Here is a 19,006-nt window from a genome sequence, read left to right as displayed (position 1 = left end):
TGCATGAGGCTCTGCGCCGGCCAGCCGGCTTAACCCTCGTACCGTTGCATATCGGATGACGGGCCGCCCTCAGGCCCAGCAATCATAGGGACTAGGTATTTCCGGGGACATCTTCGTCCCGATCGTGGCGACCAGCAAAAAAATGTTGCCGTCAAATCTCACGAGCAGGCCCTCCCGGGGCCTCTATCGATGTGCTCGCTCTGACAGAGAAGAGGATCGAAAGCGACATGACGACCTTCGGAGACTTCAATATCACCAGACGGAACCTGATGATCGCGGGAGCCGTGGCGGCGGCGAAGCCTGCGTTCGCTCAAGATGGGAAAACGCAATCGGCGGAGCCGTCGCCCGGCAATCTTCCGGTTGTTTCGCGAGTGTCGTTCACAGTGAACGGCGAGGCCCGCGAATTGGATCTCGATACGCGGACAACGCTGCTCGACGCATTGCGTGAACATCTGCACCTCACCGGAACCAAGAAAGGCTGCGATCACGGCCAGTGCGGCGCCTGCACGGTGATGGTCGACGGGCAACGGATCAACTCATGCCTGACGCTTGCCGTGATGCACGAAGGCGACAGCATCACCACCATCGAGGGGCTGGGCGCGCCCGGAAATTTACACGCCATGCAAGCCGCCTTCGTCAAGCATGACGGCTATCAGTGCGGCTATTGCACGCCCGGGCAGATCTGCTCGGCCGTGGCGGTATTGGCCGAGATCGAGGCCGGCATTCCGAGCCATGTGAGCGAGGATCTGACCGCGACACCGCAGACCACAGCCGTCGAGCTGCGCGAGCGGATGAGCGGCAACATCTGCCGTTGCGGTGCCTATTCCAACATCGTCGAGGCGATCACCGAAGTCGCGGGGAGGCCGGCATGAGATCCTTCACCTATGAGCGTGCGAGTTCTCCTGCGCAAGCAGCTGCCGCGGCGCGAGCCCAAGGCGCCAGGCTGATAGCCGGCGGCACCAACCTGCTCGATCTGATGAAGCTCGAAATCGAAACGCCGACGCACCTGATCGATGTCAACGGCCTGGCGCTCGACAACGTCGAGACGACGCCGGACGGCGGGCTGCGGATCGGTGCGCTGGTGCGCAACACCGATCTCGCCGCGAATGAGCGGGTGCGGCGCGACTATGGCCTGCTCTCTCGCGCGCTGCTCGCCGGCGCGTCGGGCCAGCTGCGCAACAAGGCGACAACCGCCGGCAACCTGCTGCAACGCACCCGCTGCCCTTATTTCTACGATACCAACCAGCCGTGCAACAAACGCCAGCCCGGCAGCGGCTGCGCCGCGATCGGCGGCTTCAGCCGCCAGCATGCGGTCGTCGGTACGAGCGACGCATGTATCGCCACTCATCCGAGCGACATGGCGGTGGCGATGCGGGCTCTCGATGCGGTGGTGAAAACAGTACAATCCGACGGCAAGGCGCGCAGCATCCCGATCGCCGAGTTCCACCGGCTGCCCGGTGACACACCGCAAATCGAGACGACGTTGCAGCCCGGCGAACTGATCACGTCGGTGACACTGCCCAAACCGGCCGGCGGCACGCACATCTATCGCAAGGTACGCGACCGCGCCTCCTATGCCTTCGCGCTGGTCTCCGTCGGCGCCATCGTGCAGCCCGACGGCACCGGACGTGTCGCTCTTGGCGGCGTGGCGCACAAGCCGTGGCGCGACGAGGCGGCGGAGGTCGAGATGCCACGCGGCGCCAAGGCCGTGACGGCGCAGCTGCTCGCCGATGCCAAGCCGACGCATGAGAATGCATTCAAGCTGCCGCTGGTCGAGCGCACGCTCGCCGCGGTGCTGGCGGAAGCAAGGAGCTGAGCCATGAGATTCGACACTCCCGCCACGACCAACCCGATCGACCAGCTCAAGGTCGTCGGCAAGTCTACCGACCGGATCGACGGTCCGCTCAAGACCACTGGCGCCGCGCCCTATGCTTATGAATGGCACGATACCGTACCCAACCAGGCCTATGGCTATGTGGTCGGCTCGGCCATCGCCAAGGGCCGTATCGCCTCGATCGATTTGACCAAAGCCAAGGCCGCGCCAGGTGTGCTGGCTATCGTCACGGCTGAAAATGCCGGCAAACTTGGCAAGGGTGACTGGAACACGGCCAAGCTGCTCGGCGGTCCCGATATCCAGCATTACCATCAGGCGATCGCGGTCGTCGTCGCCGAGACGTTCGAACAGGCGCGCGCCGCGGCGCAACTGGTCCGCGTCGACTATGTCCGAGCCCAGGGCGCCTTCGATCTCGCGAGCGCCAAGGGTTCCGCGGTCGTGCCGGATGAGGCCGCTCCTGATACCGCGGTCGGCGACTTCGCCGGCGCGTTCGCTGCGTCGCCAATCCGGCTTGATGCGACCTACACCACGCCTGATCAAGGGCACGCCATGATGGAGCCGCATGCCTCGATCGCCGTCTGGGACGCGGACAGGCTCACGCTGTGGACCTCGAACCAGATGATCGCCTGGAGCACGGGGGACATGGCGAAGACGCTGGGCATCCCCAAGGAGAATATCCGCCTTATCTCGCCGTTCATCGGCGGCGGCTTTGGCGGCAAGCTGTTCGTACGATCCGATGCGGTGCTTGCAGCCCTTGGTGCTCGTGCCGCTCGACGGCCGGTGAAGGTGGCGCTTGCGCGTCCCTTCATGTTCAACAACACCACGCACCGGCCGGCAACGATCCAGCGTATCCGCATCGGCGCGACCCGGGACGGCAAGATCACCGCGATCGGTCATGAAAGCTGGTCCGGCGACCTGCCCGGTGGTGGGCCCGAAAATGCAGTCCAGCAGACTCGCTTGCTCTATGCCGGGGCCAACCGCATGACCGCCACGCGGCTCGCTGTGCTCGATCTGCCCGAAGGCAATGCGATGCGTGCGCCAGGTGAAGCGCCGGGCTTGATGGCGCTGGAGATCGCGATGGACGAGATGGCGGAAAGACTAGACCTGGATCCGGTCGAATTCCGCATCCTCAACGACACCCAGGTCGATCCTGAGAACCCGGATCGCCGGTTCTCGCAGCGCCAGTTGGTCGAGTGCCTGCGTATCGGCGCCGAACGCTTCGGCTGGAAGGTGCGCGACACCCAGACCGGCCCGGTCCGCGAGGGGCGCTGGCTGATTGGTGCGGGTGTCGCCGCGGGTTTCCGCAACAACCTCTTGACGACGTCTGCCGCACGCGTCCGGCTCGATCATCGTGGCGTCGTCACGGTCGAGACCGACATGACCGACATCGGGACCGGCAGCTATACGATTATCGCCCAGACCGCGGCGGAGATGATGGGCGTGCCGCTCAACAAAGTAGTGGTGCGGCTTGGCGACTCGAGCTTCCCGGTCTCGTCCGGCTCGGGTGGGCAATGGGGCGCCAACAACTCAACAGCCGGCGTTTATGCCGCGTGCGTCAAGCTGCGCGAGGCGGTGGCGCAAAAGCTTGGCTTCAACTCCGCCGACGCAGTCTTTGAGGACAGCAATGTCCGCTTGGGCAATCGCAGCGTCTCGCTCGCCGAAGCAGCGGGCGAAGCAGGCCTCGTCGCCGAGGACGCGATAGAATATGGCAACCTCGCCAAACAGTACCAGCAATCGACCTTCGCTGCTCACTTCGTTGAAGTCGGTGTCGACGTCGCCACCGGAGAGATCCGCGTGAGGCGGATGCTCGCGGTCTGCGCGGCCGGCCGTATCCTCAATCCCAAATCGGCGCGCAGCCAAGTCATCGGCGCAATGACCATGGGCGTTGGCGCGGCGTTGATGGAGGAGCTTGCAATCGACAAGCGCCTTGGCTTTTTCGTCAACCACGATCTCGCCGGCTATGAGGTGCCGGTCCATGCCGACATCCCGCACCAGGAGGTGATCTTTCTTGACGAGACCGATTCGATCTCGTCGCCGATGAAGGCCAAGGGCGTCGGCGAACTCGGCCTCTGCGGGGTCGGCGCCGCCGTCGCCAATGCGATCTACAACGCCACCGGCGTGCGTGTGCGCGACTATCCCATCACACTCGACAAGCTGCTTATGGGCCTGCCTGCGATATGAGCGTTGCCGCCGGTTTCGCCCTGGCGATCCGAGCGGTCGCCCAGGAGCGCTCGTCTGCGAAATGACGAATCGGGATCAGGAATGGAGAATTTCCTCATGAAGAAACTCGCGGCTTCCATGGTAATCTCGTCGCTCGCCGCCTCGGCCGGCGATGCGCAGGAGCGTCCGGCGGGCCGGATCGCCCCGCCGGACGTCTATGTCGTGGCGCCCGGCCTCGGAGACTATACCGATGACCTGCTGTTCGGCGATGTCTGGCGGCGCGTCGAGCTCAAGCCTCGCGATCGCAGCATCGTCACCGTCTCGGCCCTGATTGCGTCGGGGCGCATCGCGCAGGTTGGCGGGCATGTCGGCCGCGCGCTCGACAATGGCGTGACCCCAGGCGAGATCGGCGAGATCATCACCCATCTCGCCTTCTACTCCGGCTGGCCGAATGCCATTTCGGCCGTCAGCGCGACAAAGCAGGTCTTTGATGCACGCGGTATCGAGCCGGTCGCGGCGGACACGGGCGGGCCGCTGGAACTGGATCAAGCTTCCGAGGCCGCAAGGGCGGCAAGCGTCGACACGTCGACCGGTCCGGTCGTTCCCGCGCTCGCGGAATATACCAATCGGGTACTGTTCGGAGACCTCTGGCGGCGGCCGCAGCTCTCCGCCCGCGACCGCAGCCTTGTCACCGTTGCCGGGCTGATCGCGACGGGCAAAGCCGAGCAGCTGCCCTTCCACCTAAATCGCGGCATGGACAACGGCCTGGCGCGAACCGAGGTCGCCGAAGTTGCGACGCATCTCGCCTATTACGCCGGCTGGCCCAACGCGATGTCGGCGGTGCCGGTCATGCGTACCGTCTTCGAGGCTCGCGAGGCCGCGGCGACCGGGGGAACCCGCGCCGGCGGGCTTTCTGTGCAGAACCACGAGCCGGGCGCCGCGGCTGCGGGATCGCCCGAAAACTTCACCGGCCTGGTGCGGATAGAGTCGCGGTTTCAGGCCGAGGTGCCGGCACGGATCGGCGGAGCTACTGTGAGCTTCGAGCCGGGTGCCCGCACCGCCTGGCACACGCATCCGCTTGGCCAGACGCTGATCGTCACCTCGGGCTTGGGGTGGGTGCAAAGCGAAGGCGGCCCCATCGAGGCGGTGGGGCCCGGCGACGTAGTGTGGATCCCGCCAAATGTCCGCCACTGGCATGGCGCCTCGAAGGGGGCTCCCATGACCCATGTGGCCGTAGCGGAGTCCGTTAACGGCAGTGCAGTCACCTGGATGGAGCAGGTGACGGACGAACAATATGCAAGCGGCCCCGAAGCGGCCGACTAATGCATGTTGCGCAAAAGTGTGCAGCGGTTTTGCGATAACGACATGCATAAAAACAACAGCCTAAAGCGCGTCGTATGAGGCCGGTCAAACGCGACGCGCTTTAGTGGCGCGGCTGATTTGCGGTTCCGCGTTCGAAAGAGGGACGTCCGGCCCTTCAAACCGGAGCCGGACGACGCAATCGAGGTTATTCCGCAGCCACCGCGGCTGCGTCGCATGCGGCCATGTCGCAGTCCGGCGCGGCAAGGCTGCGCTGGCCGGCGAGCACGATGACCAATGCGATTGTGCCCGACGCCACCGATACCCAGAACCCGTTCTGCGCGCCGAAAGCGTCCACCACCCAGCCGGCGGCGAAGGAGCCGAGCGCCATGCCGATGCCGATGCCGGTCATCACCCAAGTGACGCCCTCGGTCAGCATCGCCTCGGGCACGCGCCGCTCGATCAGGCCGAATGCGGTGATGAAGGTCGGCGAGATCGCCACGCCGCTGACGAAGACGGCCAGTGCCAGCAGCGGCACGGTGTCGGCAACGAGCAGCGGCAGTGTGGTGAGGGCGATGATGGCGATTGCGATGGCAAGCTGATTTTGCAGCGGCACCTTCAGATTCAAGCCGCCTATGATGATGCCGACGACGAACGATCCGAGCGCGTAGACGCCGATGACGAAGCTGGCGGCTCCCGGCTGGCCAAGCTCCTTGGTGATCGCCACCGTGCTCACCTCCGTGGTTGCGAAGGTCGCGCCGATGAAGATCAGGGCGAAGGTGAGGATCTGGACCGGCCGCAGGCGGATTGCCGAGCCGCCCGAACCATGTTCCACCGGTCGGGCTCGCGGCTCGGTCGAGCGCTGCAGGATGAACGCCGTCGAACCGAAGGCGAGGAACAATGTGCTGGCGAGCACTCCCGCTTCCGGGAACAGCGTGACACTCAGGCCGACCGACAGCGATGCTCCGGCGATGTAGACCAGCTCGTCCGCCGCCGACTCGAAGGCGAACGCAGTGTTCAGCTCGGGGCGGTTGCGGAAGATCTCCGTCCAGCGCGCGCGCACCATTGCCGGGATGCTGGGCATAACGGCAGCCAGCAGCGATGACACGAATAGTGTCCATATCGGCCAGTGCTGATTGGCCGCCACAATCAGGATCGCGAAAGCGAGCGTGGAAATCACGGTGGTCGGCACCACAATCCGCGTCTGGCCGAGGCGGTCCACCAGTCGCGATACCTGCGGCGCGACGAAAGCGTTGGCCAGTGCATATGTCGCGGAGACGGCGCCGGCCAGCCAGTACTCGCCATCGGTCTGCGACAGCATCGCGACGATCCCGATCGGAGCCATGGCCATCGGCAGCCGGGCAACGAAGCCGGCTGCGGCGAAGCCTTTGGCGCCGGGCGCGCGAAAGATCTGGGAATAGGGATTTTGCATGGTCTGGCTCCTCGACAACGGGCGGTTCGGCGATTACATACGTAACGTATGAGTCTGAATAGATCATACGCCGCGTATGTCAATGGGCATACGAAGCGTATGTTAATAGGGCCAAAGCATGCACAGACCACGCAAGGAGATGATTGCCGAAACCCGCGCAAAGCTGATCGGCGCGGCGCGCCAGGCCTTCGGCACGCTCGGCTATGCCGAAGCCTCGATGGATGATTTCACGGCATCGGCCGGGCTGACGCGCGGTGCGCTCTATCATCACTTCGGCGACAAGAAGGGCCTTCTCCAGGCGGTCATCGCCGAGATCGACGCGGAAATGTCGGCCCGGCTGAAGGTCGTTTCGGCCAAGGCGGACAACCTCTGGCAGGGCTTTGTCGACGAATGCACCGCCTATATCGAGATGGCGCTGGAGCCGGAGATCCAGCGTATTGTGCTTCGCGACGGGCCGGCGGTGCTCGGCGATCCATCGCAGTGGCCAAGCCAGAGCGCATGCATCCGCTCGATGACAGAGAGCCTGCAAAGACTGAGCGACGAGGGGACCATTCTTGCCGTCGATCCCGAAACCGCGGCAAGGCTGGTCAGCGGCGCCTCGCTGCATGCCGCGCAATGGATCGCAAATTCGGACGATCCCGAAGCGACGTCGAAGAAGGCAGTGAAGGCGTTCAAGGTTCTTCTGGAAGGGTTGCTCAATCGGACCGGCAGGCTGCATCAGCCCGATCAACAGTCGTCGATGCAGCCCGAGATTGACCAATTACCGGCCTGAGCTCATTCTTTTCGCCGATCTCTGGCGGCTCGCGCTAGGCCCAGCCGACCCCGGCTGCCTAAACCCTGTTGAACATCGCGTCACCAATGCGCGAAAACATGGCCAAATCGGCGAGGCGCGCCTATATCGGGGCATGGTCACCAGACTTTACACCCACCCGATTTTCCTCGAGCACATAACTCCGCCCGGTCACCCGGAGCGGCCGGACCGTCTGCGCGCCATAGAGCGTGTGCTTGACGATGAGGCTTTCTCGGCACTCGATCGCGTCCAAGCGCCGGAAGGCGACGAGGCAACCATCCTTTACGCACATCCGCCCGAATTCGTCGAACGTGTCCGCGCAGCGATACCGGACACCGGCATCGCCCGTATCGATGCCGACACCACCGCCAGCCCGAAGAGCTGGCAGGCGGCAGTGACCGCGATCGGCGCCGCCAACGCCGCTGTCGACGACGTCTTCACGGGCCGGGCAGACAATGTCTTCGTCGCCGCGCGACCGCCTGGTCATCATGCCGAAAAGACGACCTCCATGGGTTTTTGCCTGTTCAACACCGCGGCGATCGCGGCACGCTACGCGCAGAAGAACCATGGCGTCGATCGCGTTGCCGTCGTCGACTGGGATGTGCATCACGGCAACGGCACGCAGGACATTTTCTGGGACGATCCGTCGGTGCTCTATTGCTCGACGCACCAGATGCCGCTTTACCCCGGCACCGGAGCCGTGAGCGAAACCGGCGCCGGCAACATCGTCAACGCGCCGCTGGCGCCGCAGACCGGCAGCGACGGTTTCCGCGACGCCTTTCTGTCGCGCATCCTGCCGGCGCTCGATGATTTCGCACCCGACCTCATCATCATCTCCGCCGGTTTCGACGCCCACCACCGCGATCCGCTGGCCGAGATCAACCTGACCGAGGATGATTTCGACTGGGCGACCGGCCAGTTGCTCGAACGCGCCGGGCGCCATAGCGGCAACCGGCTCGTCAGCCTGCTCGAGGGCGGCTACGATCTGCAGGGATTGGCATTTTCAGTCGCCGCCCATGTCGGGCGGCTGATGAAGGGATAAGCTATGGCTGGTGAGACCAACGAAGACGTCAAGGCGATGAGCTTCGAGCAGGCACTCGACGCGCTGGAGAGGATCGTCGATGATCTGGAGCGCGGCGACGTGCCGCTCGACCAGTCGATCCGCATCTACGAGCGCGGCGAGGCGCTGAAGGCGCATTGCGACCGGCTGCTGAAGGCCGCCGAGGACAAGGTCGAAAAGATCAGGCTGTCGCGCGACGGCAAGCCGGTGGGGACAGAGCCGCTGGATGCGGATTGAGGCACGGCCTCGAACGACAATTTTGTTTACCGGCTTTTGGATATGACCATGATTGAGGATAAAACTCATCCCGTTTGAAACGGCTCCAGGACGAGAGGAGATTGCGAACGATGTGCAGAAACATCAAGACCCTGTTCAATTTCGATCCGCCGGCAACCAATGACGAGGTCCGCGATGCCGCACTTCAGTTTGTCCGCAAGCTGAGCGGAACGACGCGACCGTCGAAACAGAACCAGCATGCGTTCGACCATGCCGTCGAGGCCATTGCCGCATCGGCGCGCGAATTGCTCGACAGCCTCGAGACGACGCAGCATCGGCGCAATCGCGAAGAGGTGGCGGCCAAGGCGAAGGCCAAATCTGCACTTCGCTTCGCCTGAGGGGACCGTGTGAGCTTTTTTCCCGGAAACGATCCGCAGATGGGCGATGCCTTCGCCAGCGATCAGATCGAGCTGATGGTCATTCCGAACGCCAAGGACATTGGCGGTTTTCAGGTTCGCCGTGCCTTGCCGACCGCCAGGCGCCGGCTGGTCGGCCCCTTCATCTTCTTCGATCGCATGGGTCCGGCCGTTTTGCGGGCCGGCCAGGCGCTCGATGTCCGTCCGCATCCGCATATCGGCCTGTCGACGGTGACTTACCTGTTCGACGGCAAGATCAGGCACCGCGATTCGCTCGGCACCGAGGTGGTGATCCAGCCCGGCGACGTGAATTTGATGACCGCCGGCAGTGGCATCGTCCATTCGGAGCGGACACCGGAAGAATTGCGCGGCGCGCCAATGTCGGTCTCCGGCCTGCAAACCTGGCTGGCGCTGCCGGACGGCAAGGAGGAGGTCGCGCCGGTCTTCGAGAACACGGCGGCCTTGCGCCTGCCCGAAATCGATGCCGAGGGCGTCAGTGGGCGCGTCGTCATCGGTGCGTTTTCCGGGCTGCGCTCCCCGGTCGCCACCGCTTCGGACACGCTATATGCCGATCTCAGGCTGGCGCCGGGTGCCAGCGTGAAAATCCCGGCCGATGCCGAGGAGCGCGCCATCTACACGCTAGAAGGCGAGGTTTCGATCACCGGTGACCGCTTCCCGGCCGAGCGGCTGCTGGTCTTGCGGCCCGGTGACGAAATCGTTGTTTCATCGGAGGGCGGCGCCCATTTCATGCTGTTTGGCGGCGCCTCGCTCGGCTCGAAACGTTACATCTGGTGGAATTTCGTGTCGTCGTCAAAGGAACGCATCGAGCAGGCGAAAGAAGAATGGAAGACAGGCCGCTTCGATATCGTTCCTGGAGACGAGCAAGAGTTCATCCCGCTGCCCGAAAGCTGATGCGCGTTACCGCCACATTTACATTCGCCGACCAGCGGCATATTTCACGATGAACAGAAAATCTGACCAGGCCCGCAAACAGTGAACGCAAAGCCAGATACGCCGCTTCTCGACAAGGTCCGCGTCCCGGCCGATTTGCGCACGCTTGCCGAAGGCGACCTGCCGCAGCTGGCTTCCGAGCTTCGCGCCGAACTGATCGACGCCGTTTCCCACACCGGCGGGCATCTCGGCGCCGGCCTTGGCGTGGTCGAGTTGACGGTCGCGCTGCACTACGTCTTCAACACGCCGGACGACCGGCTGATCTGGGACGTCGGCCACCAGGCCTATCCGCACAAGATCCTGACCGGCCGCCGCGACCGCATCCGCACGCTGCGGCAGGAGGGCGGGCTGTCCGGCTTCACCCGCAGCGCCGAGAGCGAATACGATCCGTTCGGCGCCGCCCACTCCTCGACCTCGATTTCCGCCGGCCTCGGCATGGCAATGGCGCGTGACCTCACCGGCGGCCGCAACAACGTCATTGCCGTCATCGGCGACGGCGCCATGTCGGCCGGCATGGCTTATGAGGCGATGAACAATGCCGGCGCGCTCGATGCCCGGCTGATCGTCATCTTGAACGACAACGACATGTCGATCGCTCCGCCGACCGGCGCGATGAGCGCTTATCTGGCCCGTCTGGCGTCGGGCAAGACCTATCTGGGCTTGCGCGATTTCGGCAAGAAGCTGACTTCCTATCTCGGCGAGCGCGCCGATCGCGCCATCAAGCGAGCGGTCGAGCACGCGCGCGGCTACGTCACCGGCGGCACGTTGTTCGAGGAAATGGGTTTCTACCACATAGGCCCGATCGACGGTCACAACCTCGAGCACCTGATCCCGGTGCTGAAGAACGTCCGCGACAATGCCGACGGCCCGGTGCTGATCCACGTCGTGACCCAGAAGGGCAAGGGCTACGCCCCGGCCGAAGCGGCCGCCGACAAATATCACGGCGTCAACAAATTCGACGTCATTACCGGCGCCCAGGCCAAGGCGCCCGCCAATGCGCCGAGCTATACCAAGGTGTTTGCCGAAAGCCTGATCCAGGAGGCCCGAGAGGACGACCGCATCGTCGCCATCACCGCCGCCATGCCGAACGGCACCGGGCTGGATCTGTTTGGCGAAGTGTTCCCGACGAGGACCTTCGATGTCGGCATCGCCGAGCAGCATGCGGTGACCTTCGCCGCCGGCCTGGCCACCGAGGGCTTCAAACCTTTCGCCGCGATCTATTCGACCTTCCTGCAACGCGCCTACGACCAGGTCGTCCACGACGTGGCGATCCAGAAATTGCCGGTGCGTTTTCCGATCGACCGCGCCGGCTTCGTCGGCGCCGATGGCGCCACCCATTGCGGCGCCTTCGACACGACCTTCCTGGCGACGCTGCCCGGTTTCGTCGTTATGGCGGCGGCCGACGAGGCCGAACTGCGCCACATGGTGCGCACCGCTGCAAGCTACGATGACGGCCCGATAGCCTTCCGTTATCCGCGCGGCAACGGCGTTGGTGTCGAGATGCCGCAACGCGGCTCGGTACTGGAGATCGGCAGGGGCCGGATCGTCAGGGAAGGCACCAAGGTTGCGCTGCTTTCCTTCGGCACCAGGCTGCAGGATTGCCTGACCGCGGCCGAGGAGCTTGGCGCGGCCGGGCTTTCGACCACGGTCGCCGATGCCCGCTTCGCCAAGCCGCTTGACGAGGATCTGATCCGACGGCTGGCCCGTTCGCATGAGGTGCTGGTGACGGTGGAAGAGGGCGCTGTCGGTGGTTTCGCCAGCCACGTGCTGCAGTTCCTCGCTCATGAAGGGCTGCTGGAGAGCGGCCTCAAGGTGCGCCCGCTCGTGTTGCCCGACGCTTTCGTCGACCATGCCAAGCCGGAAAAGATGTATGCCGATGCCGGGCTCGACAGCGCTGGCATCGTGCGCACGGTGTTCGTGGCGCTGGGGCATATCGCGCAGGCCCAGCGCGCCTAGTTTTTTAGCCGCGTTTCAGCAACGCCAAGAGATTCCGCTTGGCTGCAAAATGGTAGCCTGAATCAAAATCTCAACTGCTTGAATCAAATTGCCGGCGAACAGTCGTAAGATGCTGTTTACGCTGCCGTTTGGCGATTTGCTTACCGTGTCTTTTGGCCGTTTTTCAACGCTGCCCTGCTAGGAAGGCAACCAGGCAGGGGAAACAAGACCAATGAGATCGCTTTTGGGTGGCATTGCGCTTACGGCCATCTTCGCCGCGTCGGCTACGGCCGAAACGCGCTACGACCGCAAACTCGAACAGGCGGTGATGGGCATCGTTGCCGGCAAGATCGGCGAAATCCGCGGCGGCTTCTCCTACAAGCAGGCGCCGCAATTCGTCGTCGTGCCCGACATTGTGCCCACGGCATCCGTTTCCGCCGAGCAACCAGGCACACAAGCGTCCAGCGACGGTAACGACGGTTTGGCGCCGGCCGTCGAGCGGCGGGTTTCGCGGACGATCTTCTAGAGCATGGTCCCGAAAGGCTCTAGAAGCTAGAACCACATATCCCGTACATAGCGGCCATCCCTCGGCAAATCATCGAATGTATCGAGACCGTCGAAATGGTCGATTGGGAGGTCGGCGACAGCCTCGGGCGGCGCAAGCCTCACATTGACGGCGATGCGGTAGCGACCGGCGGCATCGGGATGCAAACCGCGCCAGGCCAGGACGCAAGCGCACGTTGGACAGAAGAGAATCTCAAGCGAAGGATGAGCCCTTCCAACGCGCGTATAGGCGCTTACGGACCCCGCAAGGCGGATGCGTTCGTCAACATAGTCGTACGCCCAGAGCGTGCCATAGCGACGGCAAAGTGTACAATTGCAGGCTGTGATCGAACCGGGATCGCCCTCCAAGGTCCAGTGGGCTTCGCCGCAGTGGCAGGTTCCCGTCAGCATTTTTCCTCCTCGCGTTTCGACGGCAAAACGGCATCTCTTCCTTAGCATTGCGTCGGGCTTGGTGCGAGGTTCGACAAACAGCGGAGCGGCTTGATGCGTTCACCCGCTTTTCCAACTATGCCTTGTCTCATCGCCAATATCCTTGCCATCATCGTTGGCTTTCGCCATGAAGGCCGATGACTTCCCTTCCGCCAGCCAGCATACGCCAGCGGCTCGACGAATTGCTCGTCCAGCGCGGCCTGTTTGCCAGCCGCTCGCGTGCCCGCGACGCGGTCGAGCGCGGCACCGTCACGGTCGATGGCGTCGTCGCCCACAAGCCTGGCCAGACCGTTCTGCCTGAGTGCAACATCGTCGTTGACGATCCGGCACAAGGTTACGTGTCGCGCGCCGCACTGAAGCTGAAGGCTGGTCTCGACCATTTCGGCCTCGACCCCACCGGTAGCGAAGCGCTCGATGTCGGCGCCTCGACCGGCGGCTTCACGCAGATACTGCTCGAACGCGGCGCGGCGCATATCACGGCGATCGATGTCGGGCACGGCCAGATGCACCCCGACATTGCCGGCGATCCGCGCGTGACGGTAATTGAGGGCCTGAATGCGCGCGAACTGACCAGTGCCGATCTCGGCGGCCGTGTGCCGGATTTCATCGTCTCGGATGTCAGCTTCATCTCGCTGAAACTGGCGCTGCCGCCGGCGCTTGCCTTGGCCAGGAATGGCGCAAAAGCAGTGTTTCTGGTCAAGCCGCAATTCGAGGCCGGCCGCGAGGCGATCGGCAAGGGCGGCCTGCTGAAGGACCCCTATGATGCGGCGCGCGTTGCCGGCCTGATGCAGGACTGGCTCGACACCATTCCCGGCTGGCGCTCGCTGGGACTTCATCTGTCGCCGATAGAGGGCGGCGATGGCAACCGCGAGTTCCTGCTCGGCGGCATCAAGGACGTCGCGACCAAGTACGCCAAGATAGGGCACGCCGGGATCCAGAAGCGATGAGCACTCGTTTCACGATCGCAAAATTGGGCTCTCAGGGCGACGGCATCGCCGAGACGGAAACCGGCGAGGTTTTCATTCCGTTCGCGCTGCCAGGAGAGACTGTCACCGCCGCGCGGGAAAAGGACCGCGCCACATTGATGTCGGTGCTGGAAGCTTCGCCGCTGCGGGTCGATCCACCCTGCCGCCATTTCGGCGAATGCGGCGGCTGCGCCGTCCAGCATCTCGAGACTGAAGCCTATCACCAATGGAAGCGCGAAAAGGTTGTGCACGCGCTGAAGAGCAAGGGCATCGCTTGCGATGTCGGCGCGCTGGTGGCGTGCGCGCCGCAGACGCGCCGCCGCGTCGTCTTCACCGCCCGGCGGAGCGAGGCGGGAATGCAGTTCGGCTTCGTTCGCGCGCTGTCGTCCGAAATCATCTCCATCGAGGAATGCCCGATCTCGCTGCCGCAGATCGTCGCTGCGCTCGAGCGTTTGAAGGCGCTTGCCGGACTGGTCTGCGCGACGACCAAATCGTTCCGCATGGCGGTCACGGTCACCGGTTCCGGCCTCGATGTGGCGGTTCACGAATCCGGCAAGCTCGGCGAGAACCAGCGCCGCGTCGCCTCGAACTTCGTCATCGCCGAGGGGTTGGCCAGGCTTTCGGTCGATGGCGAGATCATCATCGAGCCGAGAAAACCGGTGATGGTGTTTGGCGGCGTCGCTGTCGCAGTGCCGCCGGGCGCCTTCCTGCAGGCGACCGAGGCTGCCGAACAAACGATGGCCGACATTGTCGGCCAGCATCTCGCGCGCGCCAAAAAGGTTGCCGATCTCTTCGCCGGCTGCGGCAGCTTCGCGCTGCGCCTGGCTGCAAGATCGGAAGTCCAGGCGGTGGAAGGGGACGCGGCAGCACTTTCGGCGCTCGACCGGGCCTTCCGTTTCGCCGGCGGCCTAAAGCGGGTGACCAGCGAACGTCGCGACCTGTTCCGGCGACCACTGACATTCAAGGAGTTGAACGCGTTCGACGGCATTGTCTTCGACCCGCCTCGCGCCGGCGCCGAGGACCAGTCGAAGCAGATCGCTCGTTCCGACGTGCCGCTCGTTGCCGCGGTCTCCTGCAATCCGGTAACACTGGCGCGGGATCTTCGCGTCCTCCTCGATGGCGGCTACGTCGTGAAGAGCGTGACGCCGATCGACCAGTTCCTGTGGTCGCCGCATGTCGAGGCGGTGGCATTGCTGGAGAAGCCGAGGCGAAGACGCTAGATCACTCGCGCGTGTGACGACGCCGTGCTTCGACGAGCACGCCCTTTTCCATTTCCTTCAAGGTCTTCGGCTTGCCTCTGTTGGGCAGAGACCGAACACATCCTCTGGTCGCGTTAAGGGCAAGACTGGAACAGGCAGTGTGACTTGATCGTCGGTCGAACTGGTGACTTCTAGCTTGTCTCCGGCACCCATCACAGTTTCCTCTCCCGACATAACAAAGATGCTGATCGCGCCGAATTCAAGGCTGCATAGCCAGACGGCGCTAGCCTGCGCCTGAAAGGACGCGCTCGACGAAGGTGGGCACCACTTGTGTCGCCGGCCCTTCCATCCGCTCGTCGAAACGGGAGGCCCAGCCGGCGCATTTCAGATTGAGTTCGACTGTTACGGCTCCGGCCGCGCGTGCCTCCTCCACGAAACCTGCTGCCGGGTAGACACTCCCGCTGGTGCCGATGGCCACGAACAGGTCGCAGCGCGTCAGCGCCTCGCCGATCTCCTCCATGCGGTAAGGCATTTCGCCGAACCAGACCACGTCAGGCCTCAATTGACCTTTTGCGCCACACGCTGGACAGGCCGAATGGACAGCGATGTCGTCGGCCCAGGCGCTGCTTTGCCCGCAGCTCAGGCAAAGGGCATGGCCCAATTCTCCATGCATATGGATCAGCTTGCGCGAACCGGCGCGCTCATGCAGGTCGTCGATGTTCTGCGTGACGACGAGGACGTCGCCTGGGAGTTTCTGCTCGAGCTTGGCCAGCGCGGCGTGCGCCGCATTCGGCTCGACGCTGCCCATCTGCCGCCGGCGCATATTGTAGAAATCCTGCACCTTTACGGGGTCGCGCGCAAAACCTCGCGGCGTGGCCACGTCCTGCAGGTCGTATTTCGCCCAGACCCCGTCGGGATCCCGGAACGTGGCGACGCCCGATTCCGCCGAAATGCCGGCGCCTGTTAGGATCACGATTTTGGCTTTGGACATGGTCGAAGACACCGGCATCCGGAAACATCGTTTGGAAGGCGATGTTACCGGAACGCGCCAGCCACATCAAACCCTGGTGCCGCCGACCGTCATCTGGTTCATCCTGAGATGCGGCTGGCCGACGCCGACCGGCACACCCTGTCCGGCCTTGCCGCACATGCCGATGCCGGTGTCGAGCTTCATGTCGTTGCCGATCATCGCAACGCGATGCATGGCGTCCGGCCCGTTGCCGATCAGCATGGCGCCCTTGATCGGTTGCGTCACCTTGCCGTTCTCGATCATGTAGGCCTCGGTGCAGCCGAACACGAACTTGCCCGAAGTGATGTCGACCTGGCCGCCGCCGAACGACACGGCATAGATGCCGTTCTTGACCGAGGCAATGATTTCCTCCGGCTCCATGTCGCCTGCTGTCATGTAGGTGTTGGTCATGCGCGGCATCGGCTCGTGCGCGTAACCTTGGCGTCGCCCGTTGCCGGTGGCTTTCATGCCCATCAACCGCGCGTTCTGGCGATCCTGCATGTAGCCGACGAGCTTGCCATCGTCGATCAGCACGTTATGGGCCGAAGGCGTGCCCTCATCGTCGACGGTAAGCGAACCACGCCGCTCGGGCATGGTGCCGTCATCAACGACGGTGACGCCTTTCGCCGCCACCTGCTGGCCAAGCAGGCCGGCAAAGGCCGACGTCTTCTTGCGGTTGAAATCGCCTTCCAGCCCGTGGCCGACGGCCTCGTGCAGCATGACGCCCGGCCAGCCGCTCGACAGCACGATGTCGAAAGTGCCGGCAGGTGCGGGAACCGCTTCGAGATTGACCAGCGCTTGCCGCAGTGCCTCCTTGGCCGCGTGCTTCCAACTGTCCTCGACCAGGAATTCGCCAAAATCCTTGCGGCCGCCCATGCCGTAGGAGCCGCTCTCCTGGCGGTCACCGTTGCCGACCACCACCGACACGTTGATCCTGACCAGCGGGCGGATGTCGCGCACCATCTGGCCGTCGGCGCGCACGATCTCGACATGCTGCCACGAGGCGGCGAGCGATGCCGTCACCTGCCTGACGCGCGGATCCTCGGACCGCAGCCACGCGTCGATTTCCTGGAGCAGCTTGGCCTTGGTCTCGAAGGAAGGCGAGGGGATCGGATTTTCCTCGCCGTAGAGGTGTCGGTTGGTGCGGGCGGGCGCCGCGGCAAGCATGCCGGAATAGCCGCTCTTCACCGTCGAAACGGCATCGGCGGCGCGCAGCAGCGAGGCCTCGGAGAGATCGCTGGAATGGGCGTAGCCGCTGGCTTCGCCGGCGACGGCGCGCAGGCCGAAACCCTGGTCGGTGTTGAAATTCGCGGTCTTCAGCTTGCCATTGTCGAACATCAGCGCTTCGCTTTCGCTGTATTCGAGGAACAGTTCGCCGTCGTCGGCACCATTGATGGTCTCGGCGACGATCTGCTTGATACGATCGTCGGAAATGTCGAATTGGCCGATCAGGCTGTTCATGGCGCAGGCCCTTCAATAATTGATTTTACGGCATGTAGGCGCCGGGGCGCCGTTCGGCAACTTCACGGTGGAACACTACGATCCTAAATCAAGCGGCGTGCCATCATGATTTCGTCGATCTCCCGGCCTCCATGAAGAAAGCCGGCGGGTATGCAGCCTATTTCGTGAAAACCTTCTCGTTGATAGAATCGTATGGCCGCTGGATTTTCAGCTTACAGCCAACTCGACCTGCCTTATGCCCGATGCTCGGGCGTGATCGAGCAGCAGATTGAGCATCCCGACGGCGTATCCGCCGCCACGCTCGCTGTCGCGCAAATAGACCATGACGACGGTCGCGCGGTGCGCCATCTTGCTGGCCTGCTGGCGCATCAGGCCCATTATGCCGACAGGTCCCCCGCCCCGAAAGCTGACGACGACCGGGTTGTTCATCAGCCGCCGCCATTCTTCGTCGGGAAGATTCTCCCATTCCGCTGCGCTGCTGGCGAAGGCTTCGGGCGCAGCGCGCAAAGCCTCCAGGCGAATTCGCTTGAATATCTCGAAGTCGTCCAGATCGAGCAGTTTCAACGTCAAACGTGCAGTCTCAAGGCAGGGCGGCGAAGCCGTCGGCGAAACCCTTGAGGTCGACGGGAATGCCGATGCCCTCTTCCGGCGTCTGGAAGACGATGAAGGTGGCGGACGTCCCGGTCTTCAGCGTATCGAGCAGCGGCTTTTCCAGGATGACCTCGGCATAGCAGCCGTCCTGGAAACAGCGCACGAAATAGGCGCGGCCGATATCCTTGCCGTCGACATTGAGGCCAAGGCCGTTGGGTAACAGCACGCCGAGCGGCGCCAGCACGCGCAGGATCTCGGCCTTGTTGTCGGCTGTACGCAGCACGACGACGGAAAGACCCATTTCCGGGCGGTCCTCGGCGACGACATTCTGCATCATCACGCATTGTTCGGACGTAGCGCCGGCCGGCGTATCGCAGATGATCGACCACGCTCCATGCGTCGACTTCACCGTGCCGCTTGGCTGCGCGGCATTGGCCAGGCCGACGCCGGACAAGGCTATTGCGGCGGCAACAAGGATGACCTTCGCCAAGGTTCTCGAAAGCCAAACGTTCATGACGGCTCCATTGCGAATCACGGCACTTTAAGCCGCGCTAAACCCAAGTAAAGGACGAGACCCCGGCGATCTGCCCCGACAAAGGCGACAATGCGCTTTTCCGTGCCAATTTCGCCCTAATTGCGACGGCTCCGCGCGCCGCGCGGCTCATTCTGCACGGATGCCGCTTCGGTGATTCGCG

18 protein-coding genes and 1 pseudogene are annotated in these 19,006 nt (G+C 63.7%); 13 read left to right on the top strand and 6 right to left on the bottom strand.

The annotated features are described in order from the left end of the window. Positions 1-215: 215 nt before the first annotated feature. The 4 genes from paoA (at position 216) to NKJ08_RS25875 (ending at position 5,317) form a co-directional block, all read left to right on the top strand. The gene (gene paoA / locus NKJ08_RS25890; protein ID WP_502896142.1) at positions 216-872 is read left to right on the top strand and encodes an aldehyde dehydrogenase iron-sulfur subunit PaoA; all 657 of its coding nucleotides are present in this window, start codon (positions 216-218) and stop codon (positions 870-872) included. Further along, positions 869-1,816, top strand: coding sequence for an FAD binding domain-containing protein (locus NKJ08_RS25885; RefSeq protein ID WP_352526958.1), 948 nt, complete (start codon positions 869-871; stop codon positions 1,814-1,816). Before paoA ends, NKJ08_RS25885 begins: the two co-directional genes overlap by 4 nt. Before the next feature lie 3 nt (positions 1,817-1,819). Beyond that, positions 1,820-4,015, top strand: coding sequence for an aldehyde oxidoreductase molybdenum-binding subunit PaoC (paoC, locus tag NKJ08_RS25880; RefSeq protein ID WP_352777874.1), 2,196 nt, complete (start codon positions 1,820-1,822; stop codon positions 4,013-4,015). Between the two features lie 96 nt (positions 4,016-4,111). Further along, complete coding sequence (locus NKJ08_RS25875) at positions 4,112-5,317, top strand: (R)-mandelonitrile lyase (RefSeq protein ID WP_352526960.1); 1,206 nt, start codon at positions 4,112-4,114, stop codon at positions 5,315-5,317. Between the two features lie 184 nt (positions 5,318-5,501). Here NKJ08_RS25875 and NKJ08_RS25870 read toward each other — a convergent pair whose 3' ends face one another. After that, complete coding sequence (locus NKJ08_RS25870) at positions 5,502-6,725, bottom strand: MFS transporter (protein WP_352526961.1); 1,224 nt, start codon at positions 6,723-6,725, stop codon at positions 5,502-5,504. Positions 6,726-6,843: 118 nt separating this feature from the next. On the opposite strand from NKJ08_RS25870, the gene NKJ08_RS25865 reads away from it, so the two are divergent. From NKJ08_RS25865 to NKJ08_RS25835, 7 genes are all read left to right on the top strand, one after another. Next, positions 6,844-7,497 carry a TetR/AcrR family transcriptional regulator gene (locus NKJ08_RS25865; RefSeq protein ID WP_352526962.1) on the top strand — a complete coding sequence of 218 codons (654 nt, stop codon included), beginning with the start codon at positions 6,844-6,846 and terminating at the stop codon, positions 7,495-7,497. Positions 7,498-7,630: 133 nt separating this feature from the next. Then, the gene (locus NKJ08_RS25860; protein ID WP_352526963.1) at positions 7,631-8,557 is read left to right on the top strand and encodes a histone deacetylase family protein; all 927 of its coding nucleotides are present in this window, start codon (positions 7,631-7,633) and stop codon (positions 8,555-8,557) included. Positions 8,558-8,560: 3 nt separating this feature from the next. Continuing rightward, positions 8,561-8,812, top strand: coding sequence for an exodeoxyribonuclease VII small subunit (locus NKJ08_RS25855; protein WP_352526964.1), 252 nt, complete (start codon positions 8,561-8,563; stop codon positions 8,810-8,812). Between the two features lie 110 nt (positions 8,813-8,922). Then, a complete protein-coding gene (locus tag NKJ08_RS25850; protein WP_352526965.1) occupies positions 8,923-9,189 on the top strand; it encodes a DUF2277 domain-containing protein in 267 nt (88 codons plus the stop codon). A gap of 9 nt (positions 9,190-9,198) precedes the next feature. Further along, positions 9,199-10,119, top strand: a complete 921-nt coding sequence (locus tag NKJ08_RS25845; protein ID WP_352526966.1) for a pirin family protein — start codon at positions 9,199-9,201, stop codon at positions 10,117-10,119. Between the two features lie 81 nt (positions 10,120-10,200). Then, entirely contained in the window at positions 10,201-12,114 is a 1,914-nt protein-coding gene (dxs, locus tag NKJ08_RS25840) for a 1-deoxy-D-xylulose-5-phosphate synthase (RefSeq protein WP_352526967.1), read from the top strand. A gap of 211 nt (positions 12,115-12,325) precedes the next feature. After that, positions 12,326-12,619 (top strand): hypothetical protein, encoded by a 294-nt coding sequence (locus tag NKJ08_RS25835; protein WP_352526968.1) that lies wholly within the window; start codon positions 12,326-12,328, stop codon positions 12,617-12,619. Positions 12,620-12,645: 26 nt separating this feature from the next. Here NKJ08_RS25835 and NKJ08_RS25830 read toward each other — a convergent pair whose 3' ends face one another. Beyond that, positions 12,646-13,047, bottom strand: a complete 402-nt coding sequence (locus NKJ08_RS25830; protein WP_352526969.1) for a GFA family protein — start codon at positions 13,045-13,047, stop codon at positions 12,646-12,648. A 176-nt stretch (positions 13,048-13,223) separates the two neighbouring features. Between NKJ08_RS25830 and NKJ08_RS25825 the strand changes: the two genes are divergently transcribed. After that, on the top strand, positions 13,224-14,033 hold the full coding sequence (locus NKJ08_RS25825; protein WP_352784009.1) for a TlyA family RNA methyltransferase: 810 nt from the start codon (positions 13,224-13,226) through the stop codon (positions 14,031-14,033). Continuing rightward, entirely contained in the window at positions 14,030-15,271 is a 1,242-nt protein-coding gene (locus tag NKJ08_RS25820; RefSeq protein ID WP_352777880.1) for a class I SAM-dependent RNA methyltransferase, read from the top strand. The genes NKJ08_RS25825 and NKJ08_RS25820 overlap by 4 nt, the downstream gene beginning before the upstream one ends. A gap of 262 nt (positions 15,272-15,533) precedes the next feature. Here NKJ08_RS25820 and NKJ08_RS25810 read toward each other — a convergent pair whose 3' ends face one another. The 4 genes and pseudogenes from NKJ08_RS25810 to NKJ08_RS25795 form a co-directional block, all read right to left on the bottom strand. Further along, positions 15,534-16,241: an NAD-dependent deacylase gene (locus NKJ08_RS25810; RefSeq protein ID WP_352777882.1), complete on the bottom strand. Its 708-nt coding sequence runs from the start codon at positions 16,239-16,241 to the stop codon at positions 15,534-15,536. Between the two features lie 66 nt (positions 16,242-16,307). Beyond that, on the bottom strand, positions 16,308-17,720 hold the full coding sequence (gene tldD / locus NKJ08_RS25805) for a metalloprotease TldD (protein WP_352777884.1): 1,413 nt from the start codon (positions 17,718-17,720) through the stop codon (positions 16,308-16,310). Between the two features lie 83 nt (positions 17,721-17,803). After that, a pseudogene (locus NKJ08_RS25800) lies at positions 17,804-18,290 on the bottom strand (GNAT family N-acetyltransferase). Between the two features lie 10 nt (positions 18,291-18,300). Continuing rightward, positions 18,301-18,825 carry an invasion associated locus B family protein gene (locus NKJ08_RS25795; protein ID WP_352526974.1) on the bottom strand — a complete coding sequence of 175 codons (525 nt, stop codon included), beginning with the start codon at positions 18,823-18,825 and terminating at the stop codon, positions 18,301-18,303. Positions 18,826-19,006 lie beyond the last annotated feature (181 nt).

This window comes from Mesorhizobium sp. M0244 (genome assembly GCF_040321795.1).
Lineage (GTDB): Bacteria > Pseudomonadota > Alphaproteobacteria > Rhizobiales > Rhizobiaceae > Mesorhizobium.
This window is presented reverse-complemented; position numbering and strand designations above follow the sequence as displayed.